Consider the following 19,049-nt stretch of genomic DNA (forward strand, 5'->3'; position numbering starts at 1 on the left):
GGGGCCGTCTTCGCTTTCCAGATCGGCTTGCTCTACCGCTACCACACCGGTGAACTCCACCAAGCCAACTTCAAGGCGCTCCTGAGAAGCGCTTGAGCATCGTGTTGCTACGTAAGCGCTTATATTTATGACCAAGCCTCAATCTACTCACCCCGCCCGGATGCCGGCTTCGTGCTTCGATCCGGCCTCTCGCCGGCCGTGGGTGGATTCCTCGGGAGCCCGGCCGACTTCGGTGGCGAACGCGAGCTCGGCGCATCGGGCTCCACTCGGAATGACAGCTTCCCGATGCACAGCGAATTCGGGAAGACGGTATAACGCACCTGGGAGTTGGCGCATCCCTCACGCGGGGCTCCGTGGCGGACCCGGCCGATGGACGGAAAACGAAGCGGCGGGGACGGGCCGTGGCCCGTCCCCGCCGCGATCGACTCGGGCGACGATCCGTCTTCCGCGGCTACACGAGGGAGCGCCGCAGGTCGGCGAGGATGGCGTCGATGTCGGCCTGCTCTTCGCCGCCGGCGGGCTCCACCGCCTCCTCCAGCGCCTTGCGCCGGGTCACCGAGTCGAGCACCGCCTCGGCCTCCATCATCACCTTGGCCATCTCGTTGCGCGTGGCCAGGTCGCGCGCGGTGCTGGCCGCGCGCTCGGCGCGAGCCCAGTCCTTGAGGCTGGCGGCGCCGCGGGCCAGCTCCAGCAGCGCCTGGGCGGCCCTGGGGCGGGTGTGCCACTCGCCCGAGTAGCTCCACGCCTCGTCCCACGCGTCGTCGAACGTGGGGCGGTCGCCCGCGCCGCCGGCCGCGCGCCCCAGGTTGGCCATCGTCTGCAGCCGGTCGCAGGGGTGGGCGAAGTGCGGCAGCACCACCTGGAACGCCGCCTGCGCCTGGGGGAACCTCCCGCGCTCCATCCAGAAGTAGGCCAGGTCGGCGGCCAGGTGCGGCAGCCGCGGGTGGGTGTTTCCGTAGGCACGGAAGGCGGCGCGCGCGTGCTCCTGCGCCTCGACCGGGTTGTCCATCGCGACCGCCATCCGGAACAGGTCGTGATGCGCGCGACCCTGCACGTCGCGCATCCCGTGGCGGCGCGCCGCGCGCAGCCCGCGGATGTGGAAGCGCCGCGCCGCGGGGAGGTTGCCGCGAACGATGTACAGGTTGCCGAGCCCCAGGAACGCCTCGGCGTAGCTGGCCCAGTCCTTGGCCTGCCGCCCGAGCCCGATGGTACGCCGGAACCAGGTCTCGGCGCGCGCGTACTCGGTCTTGTCACGGGCCAGCTGCCCCACCCGGAAGCCGGCCGCGGCGTTGGCCGGCGCCGCCAGCGCGCCGGCCTGCGCGAAGGCGATGGCCGTGGCGCGCAGCTCCCGGTCTTCCGCCCACTTCGACACCTCGCGGCAGGCGGTGAGCACCTGCTCCTCGCCGAGCGACTGCGGGTCGCGGCAGAGGCCCGCCAGCACCCGGAGCGGGGCGTCGACCGCGGCGTCCACGCCCGCCGCCTCCAGCTCGCGCAGCCGCCGCTCGTGGGCGCCCTCCGAGAAGAGGCCGCGGCGCTCGTCGGGGTCGCGCACTCCGGCCCAGAGGGTCACGTCGCGCATGGTCTGCCAGAGCACCGTCCCCACCGCTCCCGAGACCTCCTCCAGCATCTCGGTGCCTTCGAGCGTCTCGTCGCCGTGCACGAGCGCGGGGGGGACGTGCCAGCGCCAGCGGCGCCGCGGCTTGCGTGCAGGGGTACCCGAAGAAGGTGCGGTCATCGGCTCGGCTCCGAGGAAGGTCGACATGGACACGGACGCGTAGCAGAATGACTCATGTTGCGTCCACTGATACAACCCCGCATGTGGAACACCGTGCGGTGCAAATCGTCTGCACCTGGCCTGGAGACCGGCGGCAAATGTATTGCAGCGCCGAAGGTGTTCATGTGTGTGACCCTATTATGTGCGACTCGGCGCAAGAGTGCCAGTCCCTTATGCATGAATAGTGGCCGCCCGGGCGGACATCCGGACGTTTTCAGCGCATACCGTACCACATTGTCCATTTTATCCTTCGTGTCATGGATAACCCCTCAACAGGCCCGCCGCTCGTTATATGCCTGTGCGAGCATGCCGCCGGGAGCGGAGTCTCGTGCTGCACGTCCTCACCAAAGCGCTCCTTTCACGCGGCGGTGTTCTTTTCGTCTGTTCCAGCCCCTCTTGCAGACGGGAGGAGCGCGCGCAGACGGTCCGGCTGCAGGGCGTAAATAAGAAGGACGAGCCTCGCAGGGACTTCGTTGGGTGGCTTTCACCCCGATGCCGAGGCAACTCCGGGCCGATGGACGGCGTCGGTGCGGAGTCGGGCGGCACGGCCGAGGCGGATCCGGATCCTGCGGCGCGCGCAGCCCGGCCCGGAGCGCGGCGGAAGGACACGCCCAGGACCGCAGTGCGAAGTGCGAAGTGCGAACTGCGAAACAGCCGCGATGCACTCGCGCGCTTCCGCACTCATCAGTTCCCGGGGTGGCACGAGTCGTGAACCGCCCGCCGTCCAGGGCGAACTTCAGACGTGGGGAGCGTGGCGATGAAGGTCCTGGTCACGGGCGGCACCGGGCTGGTGGGGAAGGCGGCCGTCGACTGCCTGCTGGAGGCGGGGCACACGGTCCGCCTGCTCTCGCGCCACGCCGACGACGACGCGCGCCAGTGGCCCGCCGGGGTCGAGGCGCATTCCTGCGACGTCTCCACCGACGAGGGGGTGGCCGGCGCGGCGGACGGGTGCCAGGCGGTGCTGCACGCGGCCGGGATCGTGTCCGACGACCCGCCCGAGGTCACCTTCGAGAAGGTGAACGTGGAGGGGACGCGGCGCCTGGCGCGCGAGGCCCGCCGCGCGGGGGTGCGCCGCTTCGTGTACGTGTCGTCGCTGGGGGCGGAAGCCGGCGAGTCGGACTACCACCGCTCCAAGCGCGCGGCCGAGGAGGCGGTGCGCGCCGAGGCGCCGCCGGGGTGGCTCATCCTGCGCCCCGGCAACGTCTACGGCCCCGGCGACGAGGTGATCTCGCTGCTCCTCAAGCTGGTGCGCGCCTCTCCGGTGGTGCCGCTCATCGGCCGGGGGAACCAGCCGTTCCAGCCGGTCTGGCACACCGACCTGGGGCTGGCGCTGGCCCGCGCGGCCACCGCCGACACGCCGCGCGAGACGGTGCTGGAGCTGGCCGGGCCCGAGGTGACCACCACGCGCGAGGTGGTGGAGCTGCTGGAGAAGCTCACGGGCAAGCGCACGCTGCACCTGCCGATCCCCGAGGCGCTGGCCAAGCTGGGCTCGAGCGCGGCGGAGCAGCTGGGGGTGGACGTGCGGGTGACCGGCGACCAGATCACCATGCTGCTCGAGGGCAACGTGATCGGCGAGGGGCGCCCGAACGCGCTCACCGAGGTGTTCGGGGTGACGCCGCTCACGCTGGGCGAGGGGCTGGGGAAGCTGGTGGACCAGATGCCCGAGCGGCTGCCGTCGGAGGGGACGGGCGCGCTGGAGCGGCAGCGCTACTGGGCCGACATCCGCGGCAGCCGGGTGACGGCCGACGAGCTGTTCGAGGCGCTGCGCACCGAGTTCTACACGCTGCCGCCTTCGGGGCTGCTGGACGTGGGCGCGGAGCCGGGGACGCCGCAGGTGCTGGAGGAGGGGAACACCCTGACCATGGCGCTCCCGCTCCGCGGCAACATCCAGGTGCGGGTGGTGGAGGTGAGCGGCCGCTCCATCACCTGCGTGACGCTGCGCGGGCACCCGCTCTCGGGCGCCATCCGCTTCCTGGTGGAGGAGCGGCCCGGCGGGGTGATCCGCTTCGAGATCCGCTCCTTCACCCGGTCCTCGGACCTGCTGGACCTGGTGGGGATGCGCACCTTCGGCAAGCTGGCGCAGAAGGCCACCTGGCGCTCGGTGGTGCAGACCCTGGTGGACAGGAGCGGCGGCGAGGCGCCCGAGGGGGTGCAGGAAGAGACCACCACGCTGGAGGGGAAGGACGCCGAGGACGTGGAGCGCTGGGTGGAGGAGCTGGTGATGCGCCGCAAGCGCGACCAGGCGCCCAACCCCGATGCCCCGTCCCGGAGCGGGAAGGCGGCCTGAGGGGAGTGCGAAGTGCGGGGTGCGAAGTGCGAGCGCGCTTCGGACGAAGGGGGCGGCGGGGAGCCGTCCCCTTCGCGCATCCCCTCCGCTCGCGGCACGGGACTGGCGGCGGCGGCCGTTTCCGTTGCTCCCTTCCGGGGAGTTTCCCGATCCACCGAGGGAGGAGGCCCGCGATGCCGAAGAAGCTCCGCCTGGACCTGGACCTGCTGGAAGTACAGTCGTTCGAGACGGACGCCGCCGCCGAGGAGCGCGGTACGGTGCACGCGCGGGAACTGAGCGGACCCTCGTGCTTCAACCACTGCACGTTCCGCGGCCTCACCTGCGAGGGCCAGCTCACCTGCGGCTGCTCCGCCCCCGTGGCCACCTGCCTCTGCTGAGCGGCGGCCGCGGCACCTTCACCCCTGACCGGAGAACGCGGCGATGGAGAAGCTCCGCCTGGACCTGGAGTCGCTGGACGTGCAGTCGTTCGACACGGGAGCCGCGGGGACGGTGCGCGCGCACGCCGCCACGCAGCGGACCGACTGCCTGTGCGGACAAACGTACGACGACCCGCTGTGCGCCCTCACCTGGCGCTGCACCATCCCCGGCTGCTGAGCGGAGGCGCGGTCGCAGAAGGAGATCCGGACCAAGACTCATACCGTTTTTCGAGATTCGCTGTGCATTGGGAAGCTGTCATTCCGAGTGGAGCCCGATGCGCTGAGCTCGCGTTCGCCACCGAAGTCGGCCGGGCTCCCGAGGAATCTACTCGCGGCCGGCAGGAGGCCGGACCGATGCATGGAGCCAGCGTCCGGGCGGGGTGAGTAGATTTCTCGGCGTCGCCCAGCCGAGGTGTGAAATCCGGATCGGTGCTGCGGCGCCGCTCGGAATGACATGGTTCGCGGAAGGACCGGATTGCACACTGATTCCTGGAATCCGGTATCACACCGGCGAAAACAGCCCCCGCGGACGATCCGCGGGGGCCGCTGCGCTCCGGGGGCGGCTGCGGCTATCGCGGGTACAGCCGGTAGCGCTCGCGGACCGGCATCCAGGCGTCGAGCTCCTGCTGCCAGCGGCGCTGGATCACGCGCGGGTCCTCGCCGCGGTCGAAGGCGGCGCGCGCCCACTTCGACCCGATCATCTGCGTGAAGCCCTCGTTCTCGACCCTGAGCTGCGTGGGGTGCAGCCGCTTGATCTCGGTGAGCAGCACCAGCGCGGTGTAGGGCGGGTCCCACTCGCCGCGGTCGGTGACGGTGAGGCGGATGGCGCGCACCCGCTCGCCGCGGAAGGGGACGTAGCCGGTCCCCTGCGGCACCAGGCTCACCGTGTCGAGCCGCACGCCCTCGAGGCCGTACTTCCGGACCGCCTCCAGCACCCGCGGCGCGTCCATCCACGGGGCGCCCACGTAGCTGAACGGCGCGTCGGTCCCCCGCCCCACCGTGAGGTTGGTGCCTTCCACCAGCACCAGGCCGCTGTACTTGTGGGCCGCGTCGAGCGAGCGGATGTTGGGCGAGGGGTTGATCCAGGGCAGCCCCGTGCGGTCGAACCACTGGTCGCCCTCCCACCCGGCGGCGGGAACCACGTGCAGGTCGGCGCCCACGCGGAACTCCTGGTTCACGTACTTCGCGACCTCGCCGGCCGTCATCCCGTGGCGCAGCGGCACCGGGTAGTAGCCGGTGATCGGCTGGCCGATGCGCTCGGTCTTGATCTCCATCTGCATCAGCGGCCCGTCCACCGCGTCGGTGATCGGGTTGGGCCGGTCGAGCACCACGAAGGGGATGCGCTGGGCGGCGGCCGCCTCCATGGCCATCGCCATCGTCCACACGAAGGTGTAGGGGCGCGCGCCGATGTCCTGGATGTCGAAGAGGAGCACCTCCACCCCCCGCAGCATCTCGGGGGTGGGCTTCTGCGTCTGCCCGTAGAGCGAGAAGACGGGCACCCCGGTGGCCGAGTCGCGCTGGTTCTCGATCTTCTCCCCGCCCTCGACGGTGCCGCGCACCCCGTGCTCGGGACCGTAGAGGGCGACCAGCTGCACGCCGGGGGTGCGCGCCAGCAGGTCCACCGCGTGCTCGCCGCGCGAGGTGACGGCGGTCTGGTTGGTGATGAGCCCCACGCGCTTCCCACGCACCAGGTGGAGCGAGTCGCGCACCAGCACCTCGAGCCCCGGGAGCACCGTGCTCGCGCGGGCCGGGCCGCCGCCGGGCGCGCGGCCGGCGGGGGGCGGGACGCTGTCGGCGCTCCCCTCGGCCTGCGGGGGGGCGCCGGTGCGGCAGCCGCCGGCGGCCAGCAGCGCGGCGGCGGCCAGGAGCGGGGCGAAGACGCGGGAGACGGAATGGCGGGGCATCGCAAGCGCTCGTAAGTTCGTGTCCGCTCGGGAAGCCGGGCAGGCGCGGCCCGGCACGTGCAACGTCCGGCGCCGTGTTGCGAAAGGCGGGCCAGGGGCCGATCCCGGACGGGGCGGCAGACGGAAGACAGGGAGGCCGGTTGAGCGAGACGTTCCGTCCGGCGCGGCCGGACGAGGTGGAAGAGGTGGCGCGCCTGGAGGCGCACAGCTTCCCGGCGCCGGGGCGCGGCCCCGCGTGGTGGGAGGACTTCCTGACCAACGGCCCGCACGGGGGGCTGGAGGCGCTGTGGGTGGCCGAGGAGGACGGCCGCCTGGTGGGCGCCTGCCAGCTGCTGTGGATGAGGCAGTGGATCGGCGGGGTGGCGCTGCCGGTGATGGGCCTCGCCGGGGTGGCCACCTCGCCCACGCACCGCAAGCGCGGGATGGCGGGGCGGATGCTGATCGCCGGCTTCGAGCACTCGCGCGAGCGCGGCGACGTGGGGAGCGCCCTGTACCCGTTCCGCGCCTCGTTCTACGAGGGGCTGGGCTACGGCCTGGCGGGCGAGGCGCACCAGTACCAGGTGCCCCCCGCCTACCTCCCCGACGACAAGGAGGCGCGCCAGCGGGTGCGGCTGGTGGACACCCCCGAGGACGCGGCGGCCATGCGCGCGGTGTACGCGCACGCCGCGCGCCGCCTGATGACGGGGCAGCTCGACCGCACCGAGCGCACCTGGCGCAAGAGCTGGGGGCACGACGACCAGGCGGCGGTGGTGTACTGGGGCGAGGGCGGCGAGCCCGAGGGGTACTGCATGGTGCGCTACCGGGCCGACCTGCCGGTGAACACGCGCTTCCTGGAGGTGGAGGAGCGCGCCTGGCTCACCGTGGGCGCGCAGCGCGGCATCTACGCCTGGCTCTCCACGCTGGGCGACCAGTGGCGCGACATCGTCTACCGGGCGCACCCCGAGGAGGGCTTCGGTGACCGCATCGAGGAGCCGCGCCTGCCGCTCCTGGCGGCGCCGGCGTGGCGGCTCTGGTTCCCCTCGGCCACGCTGCTGCGCGGGCCGATGTTCCGGGTGCTCGACGTCCCCGAGGCGCTCGCGCGGCGTACGCTGGCCACCGACGCGGAGCTCACCGTGTGCCTGGAGATCGACGACGAGCAGGTGCCGGAGAACCGCGGCCCCTGGCTGGTGCGGCTGGAGGGCGGCGCCATGCGGGTGGAGCCGTTCCGCGGCTCGCACACCGACTGCCGCTTCTCGATGAACATGGAGACGTTCTCGCGCATCTACATCGGCGCCATCCAGCCCTGGCAGGCGGTGCTGGGCGGCCTGGCCACCATCGAGGGCGCCGACGTGCTCAAGATGCTGGACCTGGCGCTGGAGGTGCCGAAGCCGTGGACGTTCGACCGGTTCTGAACGGCAAGTGCGTGAGTGCGTGAGTGCGAAAGTGCGAAAGTAACTTCGCACGGCGGCGCGACAGACCGCGCTCAAACTGGGTTCTCCCTCTCCCGCGCGGCGGGGAGGGCCGGGGAGGGGGCACGGGCCGGCTGACGGTTCGGCCCGGGGTTTGAAACAGCGGGTGGAGCGGGCGACCGGCGCGCGTCCGGCGCGCGGGGTCGGGACACCGACGGGAGGAGGAGACGGGGATGGCTCACGCATCCGCAGCTTCGCACTTCGCACTTCGCACTTCGCGCTTCGCACTGGCGGCCGCGCTGCTCGCGGCCGTCGCGTGCGGCGGCGGGGGCGGCGACAAGGGGAAAGACGCGGCGCGCGGCGGCCAGGACGAGGCGCCGCCGGGGAACTTCAACACCTTCGGCGGGGGGCCTCCGGGGGGGACGCTCGTGGTGCTCTGGGAGGGCGAGCCCGACAACCTCAACCCGCTCACCTACGACAGCAACCCGGCGTACCAGATCGTCCACCTGCTGTTCCGGGCGCTGGCGCGGCGCGACACCACGCTCAGCAACTACGTCCCCGACTTCCTGGAGCGCTGGGAGCAGCGGGACCCCAACACCGTGGTCCTGCACGTGCGCCCGGGGATCAAGTGGCACGACGGGCGGCCCACCTCGGCGCGCGACATCGTCTTCACCATCCAGCGGCAGAAGGACGAGGCGGTGGCCTCCACCCGCCAGGGCGACGTGGAGGCGGTGGAGTCGGTGCGGGCGCTGGACAGCATGACGGTGGAGGTCCGCCTCTCGCGCACCGGGCCGGCCACGCTCAACTCGCTGCTGGAGGTGGTCCCCGCGCCGGCGCACCTGCTGGAGCAGGTCCCCGCCGGGCAGCTGCGCAGCGCGCCGTTCAACAGCAACCCCGTGGGGAACGGGCTGTACCGCTTCGAGCGCTGGGACCGCGGCCAGCAGCTGTCGGTGGTGGCCAACCCCGACGCGCCGCAGCCGGCTTCGCTGCAGCGCATCATCGTGCGCGTGGTCCCCGACGCCAGCGCCCGCCTCACCGGGCTGCTGAACGGCGAGGGCGACATGATGAAGGCCTCGTACGAGCAGGTGGACCAGATCCGCTCGTCGCAGAACGCCCAGCTGCACAGCGCCGCCAAGGTGCGCCCCGGGTGGATCGCGTGGAACGTGAGCCGCCCGCCCGTGGACGACCCGCGGGTGCGGCAGGCGTTCCTGATGTCGATCAACCGCCAGCAGCTCGCGCAGGCCATGTTCGGCGACCCCGAGTCGGCCGCGCTCTCGCCGATCCCGCCGCGCCTGCGCGAGCACAGCGCCGGCGTGCGGCCGCTCCCCTACGACCCCGCGCGGGCGGGGCAGCTCCTGCAGCAGGCGGGGTGGGTGGACACCAACGGCGACGGGATCCGGGAGAAGGGCGGGCGCCCCTTGCGGCTGGAGGTGGAGTACGCCTCGTCGGACGCGGTGCGCGCCGACATGCTGGTGGCCATCCAGGCCGAGGCGAAGAAGGCGGGGATCGACGTGGTGCCGCGCCCCTACGAGCGCACCACCTGGGTCTCGCGCCTGCGCGCGCGGGAGTTCATGGGCTCGTTCTGGGGGTGGGGGTGGGGCCCCGGCGTGGTGGGCCCCAACGCCCGCATGGTCTTCCACTCCGCCAGCGCGCCGCCGAACGGGCCCAACTTCGCCGGCTACAAGAACCCGCGGCTCGACGCGCTGATCGACTCGGTGGTGGTGGAGCCCGACACCGTCCGCTCGCGCGGGATGTGGCAGCGCATCGAGCAGATCCTGATCGACGACGCCGTGTACGCGCCGATCTTCCTGGACCCCGAGTACTACGGCGTGAGCTCGCGCTTCCGCGGCGTGAAGTTCCGCGGCCCCGAGTGGTGGGAGGACGCCATCTACTGGTGGATCCCCGAGAACCTGCGCCTCCCCCGCGACCGCCAGCAGCCGTAGCCGCGTCGCATCTCCCGAACGCGACGAAGCCCCTCGCCCGGAGTCCGGGCGGGGGGCTTCGTTTCGCGCCGAGGGGGCGCCCTTGTTTTTGCACGTCTCGCGCTCAAGCTTTACCGGCAGTCGCTGCGCTCACGAAGGAGGACCGATGCAGCACGCCTATCGAGCCCACGCCCAGGTGGCGGAGAACGGATCGCTCACGCTCGAGAACCTGCCTTTCACCGCGGGTGAAGAGGTGGAGGTCATCGTGCTCGCGGAAGCGCGCAAGGCACGGGAGCAGCGCTATCCCCTGCGCGGAATGCCGGTGACCTATGCGGACCCGACCGCGCCGGTGGCGGAAGGCGAGTGGGACGCGCTCCGGTGATCGTCCTCGACACGCACATCTGGATCTGGTGGGTGCATGGAGACGCCCGCCTGGACCGCGAGCAGGAGGAAGTGGTCCGGGAGCACGAGCCGGCAGGGCTGGGGTAAGCGCCATCGCCTGCTGGGAGGTGGCGAAGCTGGTGGAATACAAGCGCCTGGCGCTCCCGTACCCCACTCTCGAGTGGTTGGAGAAGGCCCTCTCCTATCCCGGCGTCCAGCTGCTCCCGCTCACTCCGCAGATCGCAGCCGAGTCCACGCAGCTGCCGCGCGAGTTCCACAAAGACCCCGCCGATCAGATCCTCGTCGCGACCGCCCGCGTGCTCGGGTGTCCGCTGGTGACCGCCGACGAGAAGATCCGCCGGTATCCGCACGTGCAGGTCCTGCCCTGAACGCGAACCCCGGTGCACAAAGAAGTACCCTCTCCAGGTTCCGGAAGAGGGTACGATCGATAGTCCAGGCGCCGTTCGGTCGCTAGTCCGCGGCGCTGTCGGGCGGCGGATTCGGCGGGAGGCCGCGGGCGGCGCCGGCGGAGCGGGCGGACTCGGGGGCGGGGAGCGGCGGCGTGGGGAAGCCGTGCTTCCGGTTGAGGTAGAAGTCGGCCAGCTTCGCCCCGATCGGCGCCGCCGAGCCCGAGCCCGACTCGCCGAACTCCACGATCACGGCGACGACGATCTCGGGCGCGCCGTTCCTGGGCCCCGCGAAGCCGGTGAACCAGCCGTGCGGCTTCTTGGGGTCGGCGGTGTTCTGCGAGGTGCCCGTCTTGCCGTACAGGCGCCAGCGCGCGAGCTCCACCGCGTGCGCGGTGCCGCCCTCCTCGATCACCCGCGCCATCCCCTCGCGCACCGCCTCCAGCGTGGGCCGGCTCACCCGCAGGTCCGTCTCCACCGGCGCCTGTGCGTCCAGGCGCAGGTGCGGGGCGCGCGCGGTGCCGTCGCCCGCCAGCGCCGAGAAGAACTGCGCCATGCGGAGCGGCGTCTGGTCGTTGGGCCCCTGCCCGATCGCCAGGCTCATCACCTCGCTGGGGGTGGGCTTCCACCCGAAGCGGCGCACGTACCACTCCTTCCCCGTGGGGAAGCGCCCGCTCTTCTCGCCCGGCAGGTCGATCCCCGTCCTGCGCGAGAAGCCCAGCCGCGTCCCCTCGCGCGAGAGCACGTCCAGGGTGAGGCGGATGCCGAGCTGGTAGAAGTAGACGTTGCACGAGTTGGCGATGGCGCGGATCAGGTCCTGCGGCCCGTGCCCCTCGCGCTTCCAGCAGCGCGAGTAGCGCCCCGCGTACGCCATCCCCCCCGTGCAGGAGATCGGCAGCACCTCCTGCGGCGTGATCACCCCGCGCTCCAGCCCCACCAGCGCCGTGGCCAGCTTCCAGGTGGAGCCCGGCGGGTAGGTGCCGCTCGCGGCGCGGTTCAGCAGCGGCCGGCCGGGGTCGGTGTTCAGCTGCCGCCACACCTCGCGGGGGATGCCGCCCACCAGCAGGTTGGGGTCGTAGTTGGGGGCCGAGTACAGCGCCAGGATCTCGCCGGTGGAGGGGATCATGGCCACCACGGCGCCGCGCTTGTCCTTCGGCCAGATCTCGTGCGCGTAGCGCTGCAGGTCCAGGTCCAGCGTCAGGCGCACGTCGCCGCCCGGCTGGGGCGCCTCGGTGAGCTCCTCGCCGAAGCGGCGCACCACCTTGCCGCGGGCGTCCACCTCCACGTAGCGCGCGCCCAGGCGGCCGCCCAGCGTGCGCTCGAACTGCCGCTCCACCCCGCTCTTGCCCACGTTCTGCCCGGAGCGGTAGCCGCGGAACTCCTCGCTCTCCAGCTCGCGGTCGTCGATCTCGCCCACGTACCCCACCAGGTGCGCCACCGCCGGGCCCGCCGGGTAGCGCCGCACCGGGTGCGACTGCAGGCGCAGCCGCGGGATGCGGCCCGCGCGCTCCTCCAGCCACGACACCTGCTCGAAGGTGAGGTTCTGCGAGATCGGCACCGGCTCGTCGGGGTGGCGCAGCGCCCACTCCTCGAGCTCCTGCAGGCGCGCCTCGTCGAGCCCCATCACCGCGGCCACGGGCGCCAGGCGCGCGCGCAGGGAGTCGGCCGGCCCCGGCTCCAGCGACAGGGAGTAGCCGATGATGGTCTCGGCGATCACCCGCCCGTCGCGGTCCAGCACGGCGCCGCGCGGGGCGGCCAGCGGGAGCACCCGGAAGCGGTTGTCCTCGGCGCGCAGCTCGAACTCGCTGTTGCGCAGCACCTGCGTGCGGAAGAACGCGGCGCCCAGCGTGCCCAGCGTGAGCACGATGGCCCCGGCCGCCTGCAGCGCGCGCTTGCGCCGGGCGTGCGGGTGGAACGGGTTGTACGGGCTCAGCGAGCGCTCGATGAACGGCGGCATGTCGGCGGGATGTGGGGGGAAGACCGGGTAAATGTATACACCCGAAGGCGTTCGCGCCAGTTTTTCGCCCGCGCCGCCCGCGCCGGGCCCGCCGGCGCCCTGGAAGCCGGGGAAAATCCGTGAACGGAGACTTGCGTTTTCGCGCCAGGGTGCTATTTTCCGGCGGCTCCCACGCCAGCGTCACGCTTCCTTCCGCCGTCCTCTCGCGGCACGCAACTTGACGTAGCCCGGCGCGAGCCTCTCTCACCAGACTCTGGAGGCGAAGTTTCTCACCACCGGCAGTCCGCCGGCGGGCGCCTCCGCCCCTGGAACACAATCTGGAACTTCTCTGCATGACTTTTCCCGCACAGACGGCCGCTGCCGAGCGGCCGCGTCCCGCGACCGCACCCGACGCGTCGGGCCTCCTGGAGATCCTCCCCAGCGGCAGCGGCTTCCTGAGGAGCGCCGCCAACGGCTACCAGGCCGCCGACGGCGACATCTTCGTCTCGCAGTCGCTCATCCGCCGCTTCGGGCTGCGCACGGGCGACCGCGTGGAGGGCCCCGTCGGCACCCCGCCCGGGCGGGGGAAGAGCGCGCCGCTGGCCGAGGTCGCCTCGGTCAACGGCCTGCCCCCCGAGCAGGCCCGCGGGCGCGTGGACTTCGGCAGCCTGCCGGCCACCTACCCCGACGAGCAGCTGGTGCTGGAGTGCGAGAGCACGCGCTTCCGCAACCGGAAGGACCACACCAACCGCATCATCGACCTGATCGCCCCGCTGGGGAAGGGGCAGCGCGCGCTGATCGTGGCCCCCGCCAAGGCGGGCAAGACCACGGTGCTGCAGAACATCATGGAGGGGATCTCGGTGAACTATCCCGAGGCCGTGCTCCTGGTGCTGCTGGTGGACGAGCGCCCCGAGGAGGTCACCGAGATGCAGATGCTGGGGCGCGGCGAGGTGATCGCCTCCAGCTTCGACTGCCCGGCCGAGCGGCACGTGGCCGTGGCCGAGATGGTGCTGGAGCACGCCCGGCGCCTGGTGGAGAGCGGGCGCGACGTGGTGATCGTGCTGGACTCGCTCACCCGCCTGGCCCGCGCGTACAACACCACCGAGCGCGGCACGGGGCGCATGCTCTCGGGCGGCATCGACAGCGGCGCGCTGGAGAAGCCCAAGCGCTTCTTCGGCAGCGCGCGCAAGGTGCGCGGGGGCACGGGGAGCCTCACCATCATCGCCACCGCGCTGATCGAGACGGGGAGCCGCGGCGACGAGGTGATCTTCGAGGAGTTCAAGGGCACCGGCAACAGCGAGATCGTCCTCGACCGCGAGCTGGCCGACAAGCGCCTCTTCCCGGCCATCAACGTGGACAAGAGCGCCACGCGCCGCGAGGAGCTGCTCTTCCCGGCGCACCTGCTGGACAAGGCGCACCAGCTGCGGCGGGCGCTCAACTCGCTCTCGCCCAGCGACGCCATCGAGCTGCTCAACAAGCAGCTGAACGACACCCGCACCAACGCCGAGCTGCTCGGCAAGCTGCGCTAGCCGGCGGACCGGCCTGCGTCACCAGCGGGAGAGGGACGGAGCTTCGCGCGAGGCTCCGTCCCTCTTCGTATGCAGAATTCGGTGACCTGAAACTGAATGTCTCACACGGAGTCAACGGAGTTAACGGAGAACTGCCGGGGTTCTCTGTTGACTCCGTTGACTCCGTGTGAGGCTTTTCGTCGGAGGATCAGAATCCAGAACAGTCCCTTTGAAGAATGGTCTATCAGTTCGTGGGTGCGGCGATCACCACGCAGGCGATGCGGGCGCCGGAGTTGCCGGAGGGGTCGGTCACCTGGTCGTCGGCGCCGGCGTGGATCACCAGCGCGGTGCCGTCGGCGTCGAAGAGCGGCGCCTGCCCCGGGTTCAGCGTGCCGGCGACCGTGGCCTCCAGCCGCCCGCCGCCGCCCGCGCCCACCACCAGGTTGGGCAGGTCGCCCAGATGGGGGCCGCGCGGGTTGCGCAGCCCGTGCTGCCGGCTGGCGGGGTTCAGGTGCGGACCCGCCGTGGTGAAGTCCGGCGTGTCGCAGCGCCCCACGGCGTGCAGGTGCGTGCCGTGCGTCCCCGCCGGCACCCGCGTAGCCACGACCGCCAGCCGCACCGAGTCGCGCCCCTGCGCCGTGGCGGTGAGCGTGCCCACCTCCTGCCCCTGCGCGTCGTAGATCGGCTGCGTGAACGCGCGCGGCCGCGCCGGCCCCGCCGCCTGCTGCGCCGCCGGCCCGCACGCCACCAGCACCAGCACCGCCCCGCCGAGCGCCACCGCCGTCCTCACACCCATCATCGTCCTCCTCCTCGTGATCGATTCCCGGGATGAGCCGGGGGCGGGCGCAAGGATCGTGCGTCCCGGCTCACGCCGGGATACCGGAGCGGTGCGGGGGCAGGGCGGATGAATCCGCGGCAACAACGGCGAGAAGCCTGCCTTCGCAGGCTGGTTCGGCACGGGGCCGGCTTCGGCGCCGGGAGGCTGGTTCCCCAGGCGCGAAGCGCGCGGGCGCAGCCCGCTAGTCCGCGCAGGCGGACTTCGTGTGGTTGTTGCTGCGAATTCATTCGCCCGACCGCCTGCTACTAACAGAATAGTTGACAGGCGGGCGGCGGCTCTTTATCCTCTACTACGGATTTAGTAGCAGGCCCGGTCGACCCTGAGTGGCGTCTGTCAGGATCCCGTGGTGTCGCTCGTTCTACTAGAAGTTTAGTAGGAAAGCTCATCGTGTGGGAGGCGAGATGATGATCGCGCAATGGATGCTGTACGGCGTGGCCGTCGCGCTGCTGCTGGGGCTCGGGGCGCTGGCGCTGGAGCGGGCGCTGGCGGCGTACCAGCTCCCCACCCGCTGGGCCTGGGCCGCGGCGCTCCTCCTCTCGCTGGCCGTTCCCGCCGCCGCGCGCCTCCTCGCCCCCGAGGCGGCGCCGGTGCGGACCGCCACCCCCGTGGTCCGGACGACGGCCGATCCGTCTCCCGCGGACCAGGCCCCCTCCCCCGCCCCGCCGCCGGCCGAGGCACCGGCTCCCGCGCCCTCGCGTCCGCGGCTCGGCCTTCCCTCGCTCGCGCTCCCGCAGCCGGACCTGTCCGCGCTCGACCGGCCGCTGCTGCTGGCGTGGGGCGCGTCCTCGGCCGTCGCGCTGCTGGCGCTCGCGGGGCTGGCGGCGGTGCTGGAGCGGCGGCGGCGGGGCTGGCGGACGGCGCATGTCTCCGGCGTCACCGTGCTGGTCTCGCCCGACACGGGGCCGGCGGTGGTGGGACTCTTCCGGAGCCGCATCGTCTTCCCCGAGTGGGCGTACGCGGCGGAGGGCGAGGTGCGCGCCCTGATGCTGGAGCACGAGCGGGAGCACGTCCGCGCGCGGGACCCGCTGCTGCTGGCCGCGGCGCTCGCCCTGGTGGCCCTGGCGCCGTGGAGCCCGGCGCTCTGGTGGCAGCTCCGGCGGCTGCGGCTGGCCATCGAGTTCGACTGCGACGCCCGCGTGCTGCGCCGGCGCGGCGACGTGCGGGCGTACGGCGCGCTGCTGCTGGAGGTGGGGCGGCGCGCGGCCGGGCGCCGCCTGGCGCTGGCCGCCTTCTCGGAGCCGGCGAGCTTCCTGGAGCGGCGCATCCGCCGGATGACGGCGCCGCGCGAGCGGCGGCCCTGGCTGCGCGCCGCCGGCTTCGGGGCGCTGGCGGGGGCGCTCGGCTTCGCGGCGTGCGAGACGCGCGGGCCCGTGGCGCCGGCCCCGGAGAGCGTGGAGCGCCTGTACGCCGCGCCCGGCGCGCCCGAGCCGGCCGCGCCCGAGCGCCTGGCCGTGCGCCAGGCGGTGGAGCGCTGGTTCCCCCAGGTGCTCCGGCGGGCGACAGAGGGCGGCGCCTTCCTCGTCTTCGAGGTGGACGAGCAGGGGCGCGTGACGGACCGCCACGCCGCCACGCGCGCCGGGCTGGACTCCATGGCGGCGATGTACCGCGCGGACCCCCGCTCGCCGGGAACGAGCATCCAGGTGACGCCGCAGGACCGGCAGATGGACATGGCACAGCTCCTGAGCGTGGACCTACTGGCCGCCCGCCCCGGCGTGCTGGGGCCCGGCGAGGTGACCGTCCTCTGGCAGCGGATGGGAGCGGTGAGCCGGGGCTGGGAGGTCACGATGGCCTCGTGGGGGAAGGCGCCGCTCGCCGGGGCGCCCGTGGACATGGAAGAGCTCAGGCGCCTGGCGCACGTCCACCTCCCGTCCGCGGCGCTCGGCGAGGGCGTGGACGGGCGGGTGGAGGTCGAGTTCACCGTGGGCGCGGACGGCGTGGCGCGGAACCTGGCGGTGCAGGGGAGCCCGCCCGCGGCGCTGGCCGAGGCCGCCCGCCGGGTGGTGGCGGAGGCGCGCTTCCACCCCGACCTGCGGGAAGGCCGCCCCGTGGAGTGCAGGGCGAGCGTGGGGATCAACTTCGCCGCGGTCGCCCGCCAGCCGGTGTGGCGCCGCGCCGGGTGGTCGCACCCGCTGCCGCCGCTGGAGCCGATCGCCGCGGCCGTCCGCCGGCACCACCCCGGGGCCGCGGAGCCGGAGTACTGGTTCGTAGTGGACGCCGCCGGCCGCGTGCTGCACACGGGCGCCGACCCCTACCCGGGCCCGCTGCCTACGGCCGACCCCGCGGGCCGCGCGCTGCGCTCGAACCGCTTCCCGACGCTGGACAACGCTACGATCGACTACGGCAGGGAGGCGCACGTGCGGGTGGAGGTCGACGGGCGCTTCACGACGGTCCTGTGGATCGTGCTGAAGAGCGAGGCCCAGCTCCGCGCCGACGCGAACCGCCCCGACTCGGTGGTCGTGGGCACCCTGGACGGCGCGAGGCCCTGACCGCGCCACGACCCGCGTGAGGGATGCGCGCCCGGAGGGCCGGGACACCGGCGCGCGGCGCGATAGCCGGAGAACCGTGACGAAGGTGGGCGCGCCGGGGGCCCGGCGCCGTTGGGCACGGCGGTATCGTGCCCTACGGCGCGCGCAGCCCGGCCCCCTTCAGGGGGACACGCCCGCAGAGCAGTTGCGGTTGTAGCAGTTGCGGTTCCCGAGACCGGAGCCATGCCGACGATGACCGACGACGACGAGGAGGGACGGGTGGAGATCAGCTTCACCGACCGCGAGCTGGACGTGATGGGGGTGCTGTGGGACCTGGGCTCCGCCACGGTGGCCGAGGTGCGCGAGCGCCTTTCCGACGAGCTGGCCTACACCACCGTGCTCACCGTGCTGCGCACGCTGGAGGAGAAGGGGCACGTGGGCCACGTCGAGGAGGGGAAGGCCTACCGCTACCACCCGCTGGTGGCCCGGCGGGACGCGGGCACGAGCGTGCTGCGGCGCATCACCCGCAAGCTGTTCAAGGACTCGCCCGAGCTGCTGCTGACGCACCTGGTGTCGGACCGGGCCTTGAGCGACGAGGAGCTGGAGCGCATGCGCCGGCTGCTGGACGAGCGACTCAAGGAGGGGGGCCGATGACCGCGCACTGGATGCTCTACTGCGCCGCCGTGGCCGTGCTGCTGGGGCTGGGCGCCCTGGCGGCGGAGCGGGCGCTGGCGGCGTTCGGCCGGCCCACGCGCTGGGCCTGGGCCGCCGCGCTCTTCCTCTCGCTCGCCGTCCCCGCCGCCGCGCGCCTCTTCCCCCGCCAGGCGCCGCCCGCGCCGGCCGCTCCCAAGGTGGCGGCCGCGAGCGCCGGGCCGGCCGCCGCCGCCGGGGGGACGGCGGTCCCGCTCGAGCTCCCCGCGCGGCTGGACCTGGCCGCGCTCGACCGGCCGCTGCTCGTGGGCTGGGGGACGGCGTCGGGGCTGGCGCTGCTGGCGCTGGCGGCGATGGCGGCGGTGCTGGAGCGGCGGCGGCGGCGCTGGCGGCCGGCGCGCGTCTCCGGCGAGCCCGTGCTGGTCTCTCCCGACACCGGGCCGGCGGTGGTCGGGCTGTTCCGGAGCCGCATCGTCTTCCCCGAGTGGGCGTACGCGGCGGGCGAGGAGGTGCGCGCCCTGATGCTGGAGCACGAGCGCGAGCACGTGCGCGCCCGCGACCCGCTGCTGCTGGCCGGCGCGCTGGCCGTGGCGGCCCTGCTGCCGTGGAGCCCGGCCGTGTGGTGGCAGCTGCGGCGCCTGCGGCTGTCGGTGGAAGTGGACTGCGACGCCCGCGTGCTGCGCCGGCGGTCCGACCTGCGCGCGTACGGCGCGCTGCTCCTGGAGGTGGGGCGCCGCGCGGGCCGGTCCCGCCTGGCGCTGGCCGCCTTCTCGGAGCCCACGTCTTTCCTGGAGAGGAGAATCCACGCCATGACCGCACCTCGTGTCCGCCAGCCGTGGCTGCGCGCCGCCGGCTTCGGCGCCGCCGCCGCGGCGCTCCTGGCCGCCGCCTGCGAGGCGCCCGGCCCCCTGCAGCCCGCCCCCGCCGACGCCGAGCGCGTCTACTCGGCCCCCGGCGCCGCGGCGGGGGTGCAGCCCGCCGCGCTCACCCCGCGCGAGGCGATCGCGCGCTTCTATCCCGACGTGCTCACGAAGGGGGCGGACGGCGGCGCCCGCCTGCTCTTCGTCCTCTCGCCCGCGGGCGAGGTGGTGCGGCACGAGCTCCAGCCCGGCGCGGTGGAGCTGCGCGAGGGCCGGGCCGGGGCGCGGATGCAGCTGCGCAGCCGCCGCTAT

Annotated in this window: 16 protein-coding genes; 12 read left to right on the forward strand and 4 right to left on the reverse strand. The window is 73.1% G+C overall.

Features of this window, described 5'->3' with window-relative positions; genetic code table 11:
- Positions 1-451 precede the first annotated feature (451 nt).
- A complete protein-coding gene (locus VF746_13540; GenBank protein ID HEX8693439.1) occupies positions 452-1,735 on the reverse strand; it encodes a hypothetical protein in 1,284 nt (427 codons plus the stop codon).
- 796 nt (positions 1,736-2,531) lie between these two features.
- On the opposite strand from VF746_13540, the gene VF746_13545 reads away from it, so the two are divergent.
- From VF746_13545 to VF746_13555, 3 genes are all read left to right on the forward strand, one after another.
- Positions 2,532-4,061, forward strand: coding sequence for a DUF1990 family protein (locus VF746_13545; GenBank protein ID HEX8693440.1), 1,530 nt, complete (start codon positions 2,532-2,534; stop codon positions 4,059-4,061).
- 173 nt (positions 4,062-4,234) lie between these two features.
- Entirely contained in the window at positions 4,235-4,438 is a 204-nt protein-coding gene (locus tag VF746_13550) for a hypothetical protein (protein HEX8693441.1), read from the forward strand.
- 43 nt (positions 4,439-4,481) lie between these two features.
- Positions 4,482-4,655 (forward strand): hypothetical protein, encoded by a 174-nt coding sequence (locus VF746_13555; GenBank protein HEX8693442.1) that lies wholly within the window; start codon positions 4,482-4,484, stop codon positions 4,653-4,655.
- 391 nt (positions 4,656-5,046) lie between these two features.
- Here VF746_13555 and VF746_13560 read toward each other — a convergent pair whose 3' ends face one another.
- Complete coding sequence (locus VF746_13560) at positions 5,047-6,381, reverse strand: DUF1343 domain-containing protein (protein HEX8693443.1); 1,335 nt, start codon at positions 6,379-6,381, stop codon at positions 5,047-5,049.
- A gap of 140 nt (positions 6,382-6,521) precedes the next feature.
- Between VF746_13560 and VF746_13565 the strand changes: the two genes are divergently transcribed.
- The 5 genes from VF746_13565 to VF746_13585 all read left to right on the forward strand — a co-directional run bounded on the left by VF746_13565 (position 6,522) and on the right by VF746_13585 (position 10,461).
- Positions 6,522-7,772: a GNAT family N-acetyltransferase gene (locus tag VF746_13565; protein ID HEX8693444.1), complete on the forward strand. Its 1,251-nt coding sequence runs from the start codon at positions 6,522-6,524 to the stop codon at positions 7,770-7,772.
- Positions 7,773-8,002: 230 nt separating this feature from the next.
- On the forward strand, positions 8,003-9,712 hold the full coding sequence (locus VF746_13570; GenBank protein HEX8693445.1) for an ABC transporter substrate-binding protein: 1,710 nt from the start codon (positions 8,003-8,005) through the stop codon (positions 9,710-9,712).
- Positions 9,713-9,857: 145 nt separating this feature from the next.
- Positions 9,858-10,073, forward strand: coding sequence for a hypothetical protein (locus tag VF746_13575; GenBank protein HEX8693446.1), 216 nt, complete (start codon positions 9,858-9,860; stop codon positions 10,071-10,073).
- A complete protein-coding gene (locus VF746_13580; GenBank protein ID HEX8693447.1) occupies positions 10,055-10,180 on the forward strand; it encodes a hypothetical protein in 126 nt (41 codons plus the stop codon). Before VF746_13575 ends, VF746_13580 begins: the two co-directional genes overlap by 19 nt.
- Positions 10,181-10,200: 20 nt before the next feature.
- Entirely contained in the window at positions 10,201-10,461 is a 261-nt protein-coding gene (locus VF746_13585; GenBank protein ID HEX8693448.1) for a type II toxin-antitoxin system VapC family toxin, read from the forward strand.
- 82 nt (positions 10,462-10,543) lie between these two features.
- Here VF746_13585 and mrdA read toward each other — a convergent pair whose 3' ends face one another.
- Positions 10,544-12,436 (reverse strand): penicillin-binding protein 2, encoded by a 1,893-nt coding sequence (gene mrdA, locus VF746_13590; GenBank protein HEX8693449.1) that lies wholly within the window; start codon positions 12,434-12,436, stop codon positions 10,544-10,546.
- A 332-nt stretch (positions 12,437-12,768) separates the two neighbouring features.
- Between mrdA and rho the strand changes: the two genes are divergently transcribed.
- The gene (rho, locus tag VF746_13595; GenBank protein ID HEX8693450.1) at positions 12,769-13,944 is read left to right on the forward strand and encodes a transcription termination factor Rho; all 1,176 of its coding nucleotides are present in this window, start codon (positions 12,769-12,771) and stop codon (positions 13,942-13,944) included.
- 223 nt (positions 13,945-14,167) lie between these two features.
- Here the strand turns inward: rho and VF746_13600 are convergent, their stop codons facing one another.
- A complete protein-coding gene (locus tag VF746_13600) occupies positions 14,168-14,722 on the reverse strand; it encodes a superoxide dismutase family protein (GenBank protein ID HEX8693451.1) in 555 nt (184 codons plus the stop codon).
- Positions 14,723-15,162: 440 nt separating this feature from the next.
- Here VF746_13600 and VF746_13605 point away from each other — a divergent pair, with 440 nt between their 5' ends.
- The 3 genes from VF746_13605 to VF746_13615 all read left to right on the forward strand — a co-directional run.
- Positions 15,163-17,247, forward strand: a complete 2,085-nt coding sequence (locus VF746_13605; GenBank protein ID HEX8693452.1) for a M56 family metallopeptidase — start codon at positions 15,163-15,165, stop codon at positions 17,245-17,247.
- A gap of 222 nt (positions 17,248-17,469) precedes the next feature.
- Positions 17,470-17,880, forward strand: a complete 411-nt coding sequence (locus tag VF746_13610; GenBank protein HEX8693453.1) for a BlaI/MecI/CopY family transcriptional regulator — start codon at positions 17,470-17,472, stop codon at positions 17,878-17,880.
- The coding region (locus VF746_13615; protein ID HEX8693454.1) for a M56 family metallopeptidase at positions 17,877-19,049 on the forward strand (1,173 nt) is incomplete at its 3' end. The genes VF746_13610 and VF746_13615, both read left to right, overlap by 4 nt.

This window comes from Longimicrobium sp. (assembly GCA_036389795.1).
In the GTDB taxonomy this organism is placed as follows: domain Bacteria; phylum Gemmatimonadota; class Gemmatimonadetes; order Longimicrobiales; family Longimicrobiaceae; genus Longimicrobium.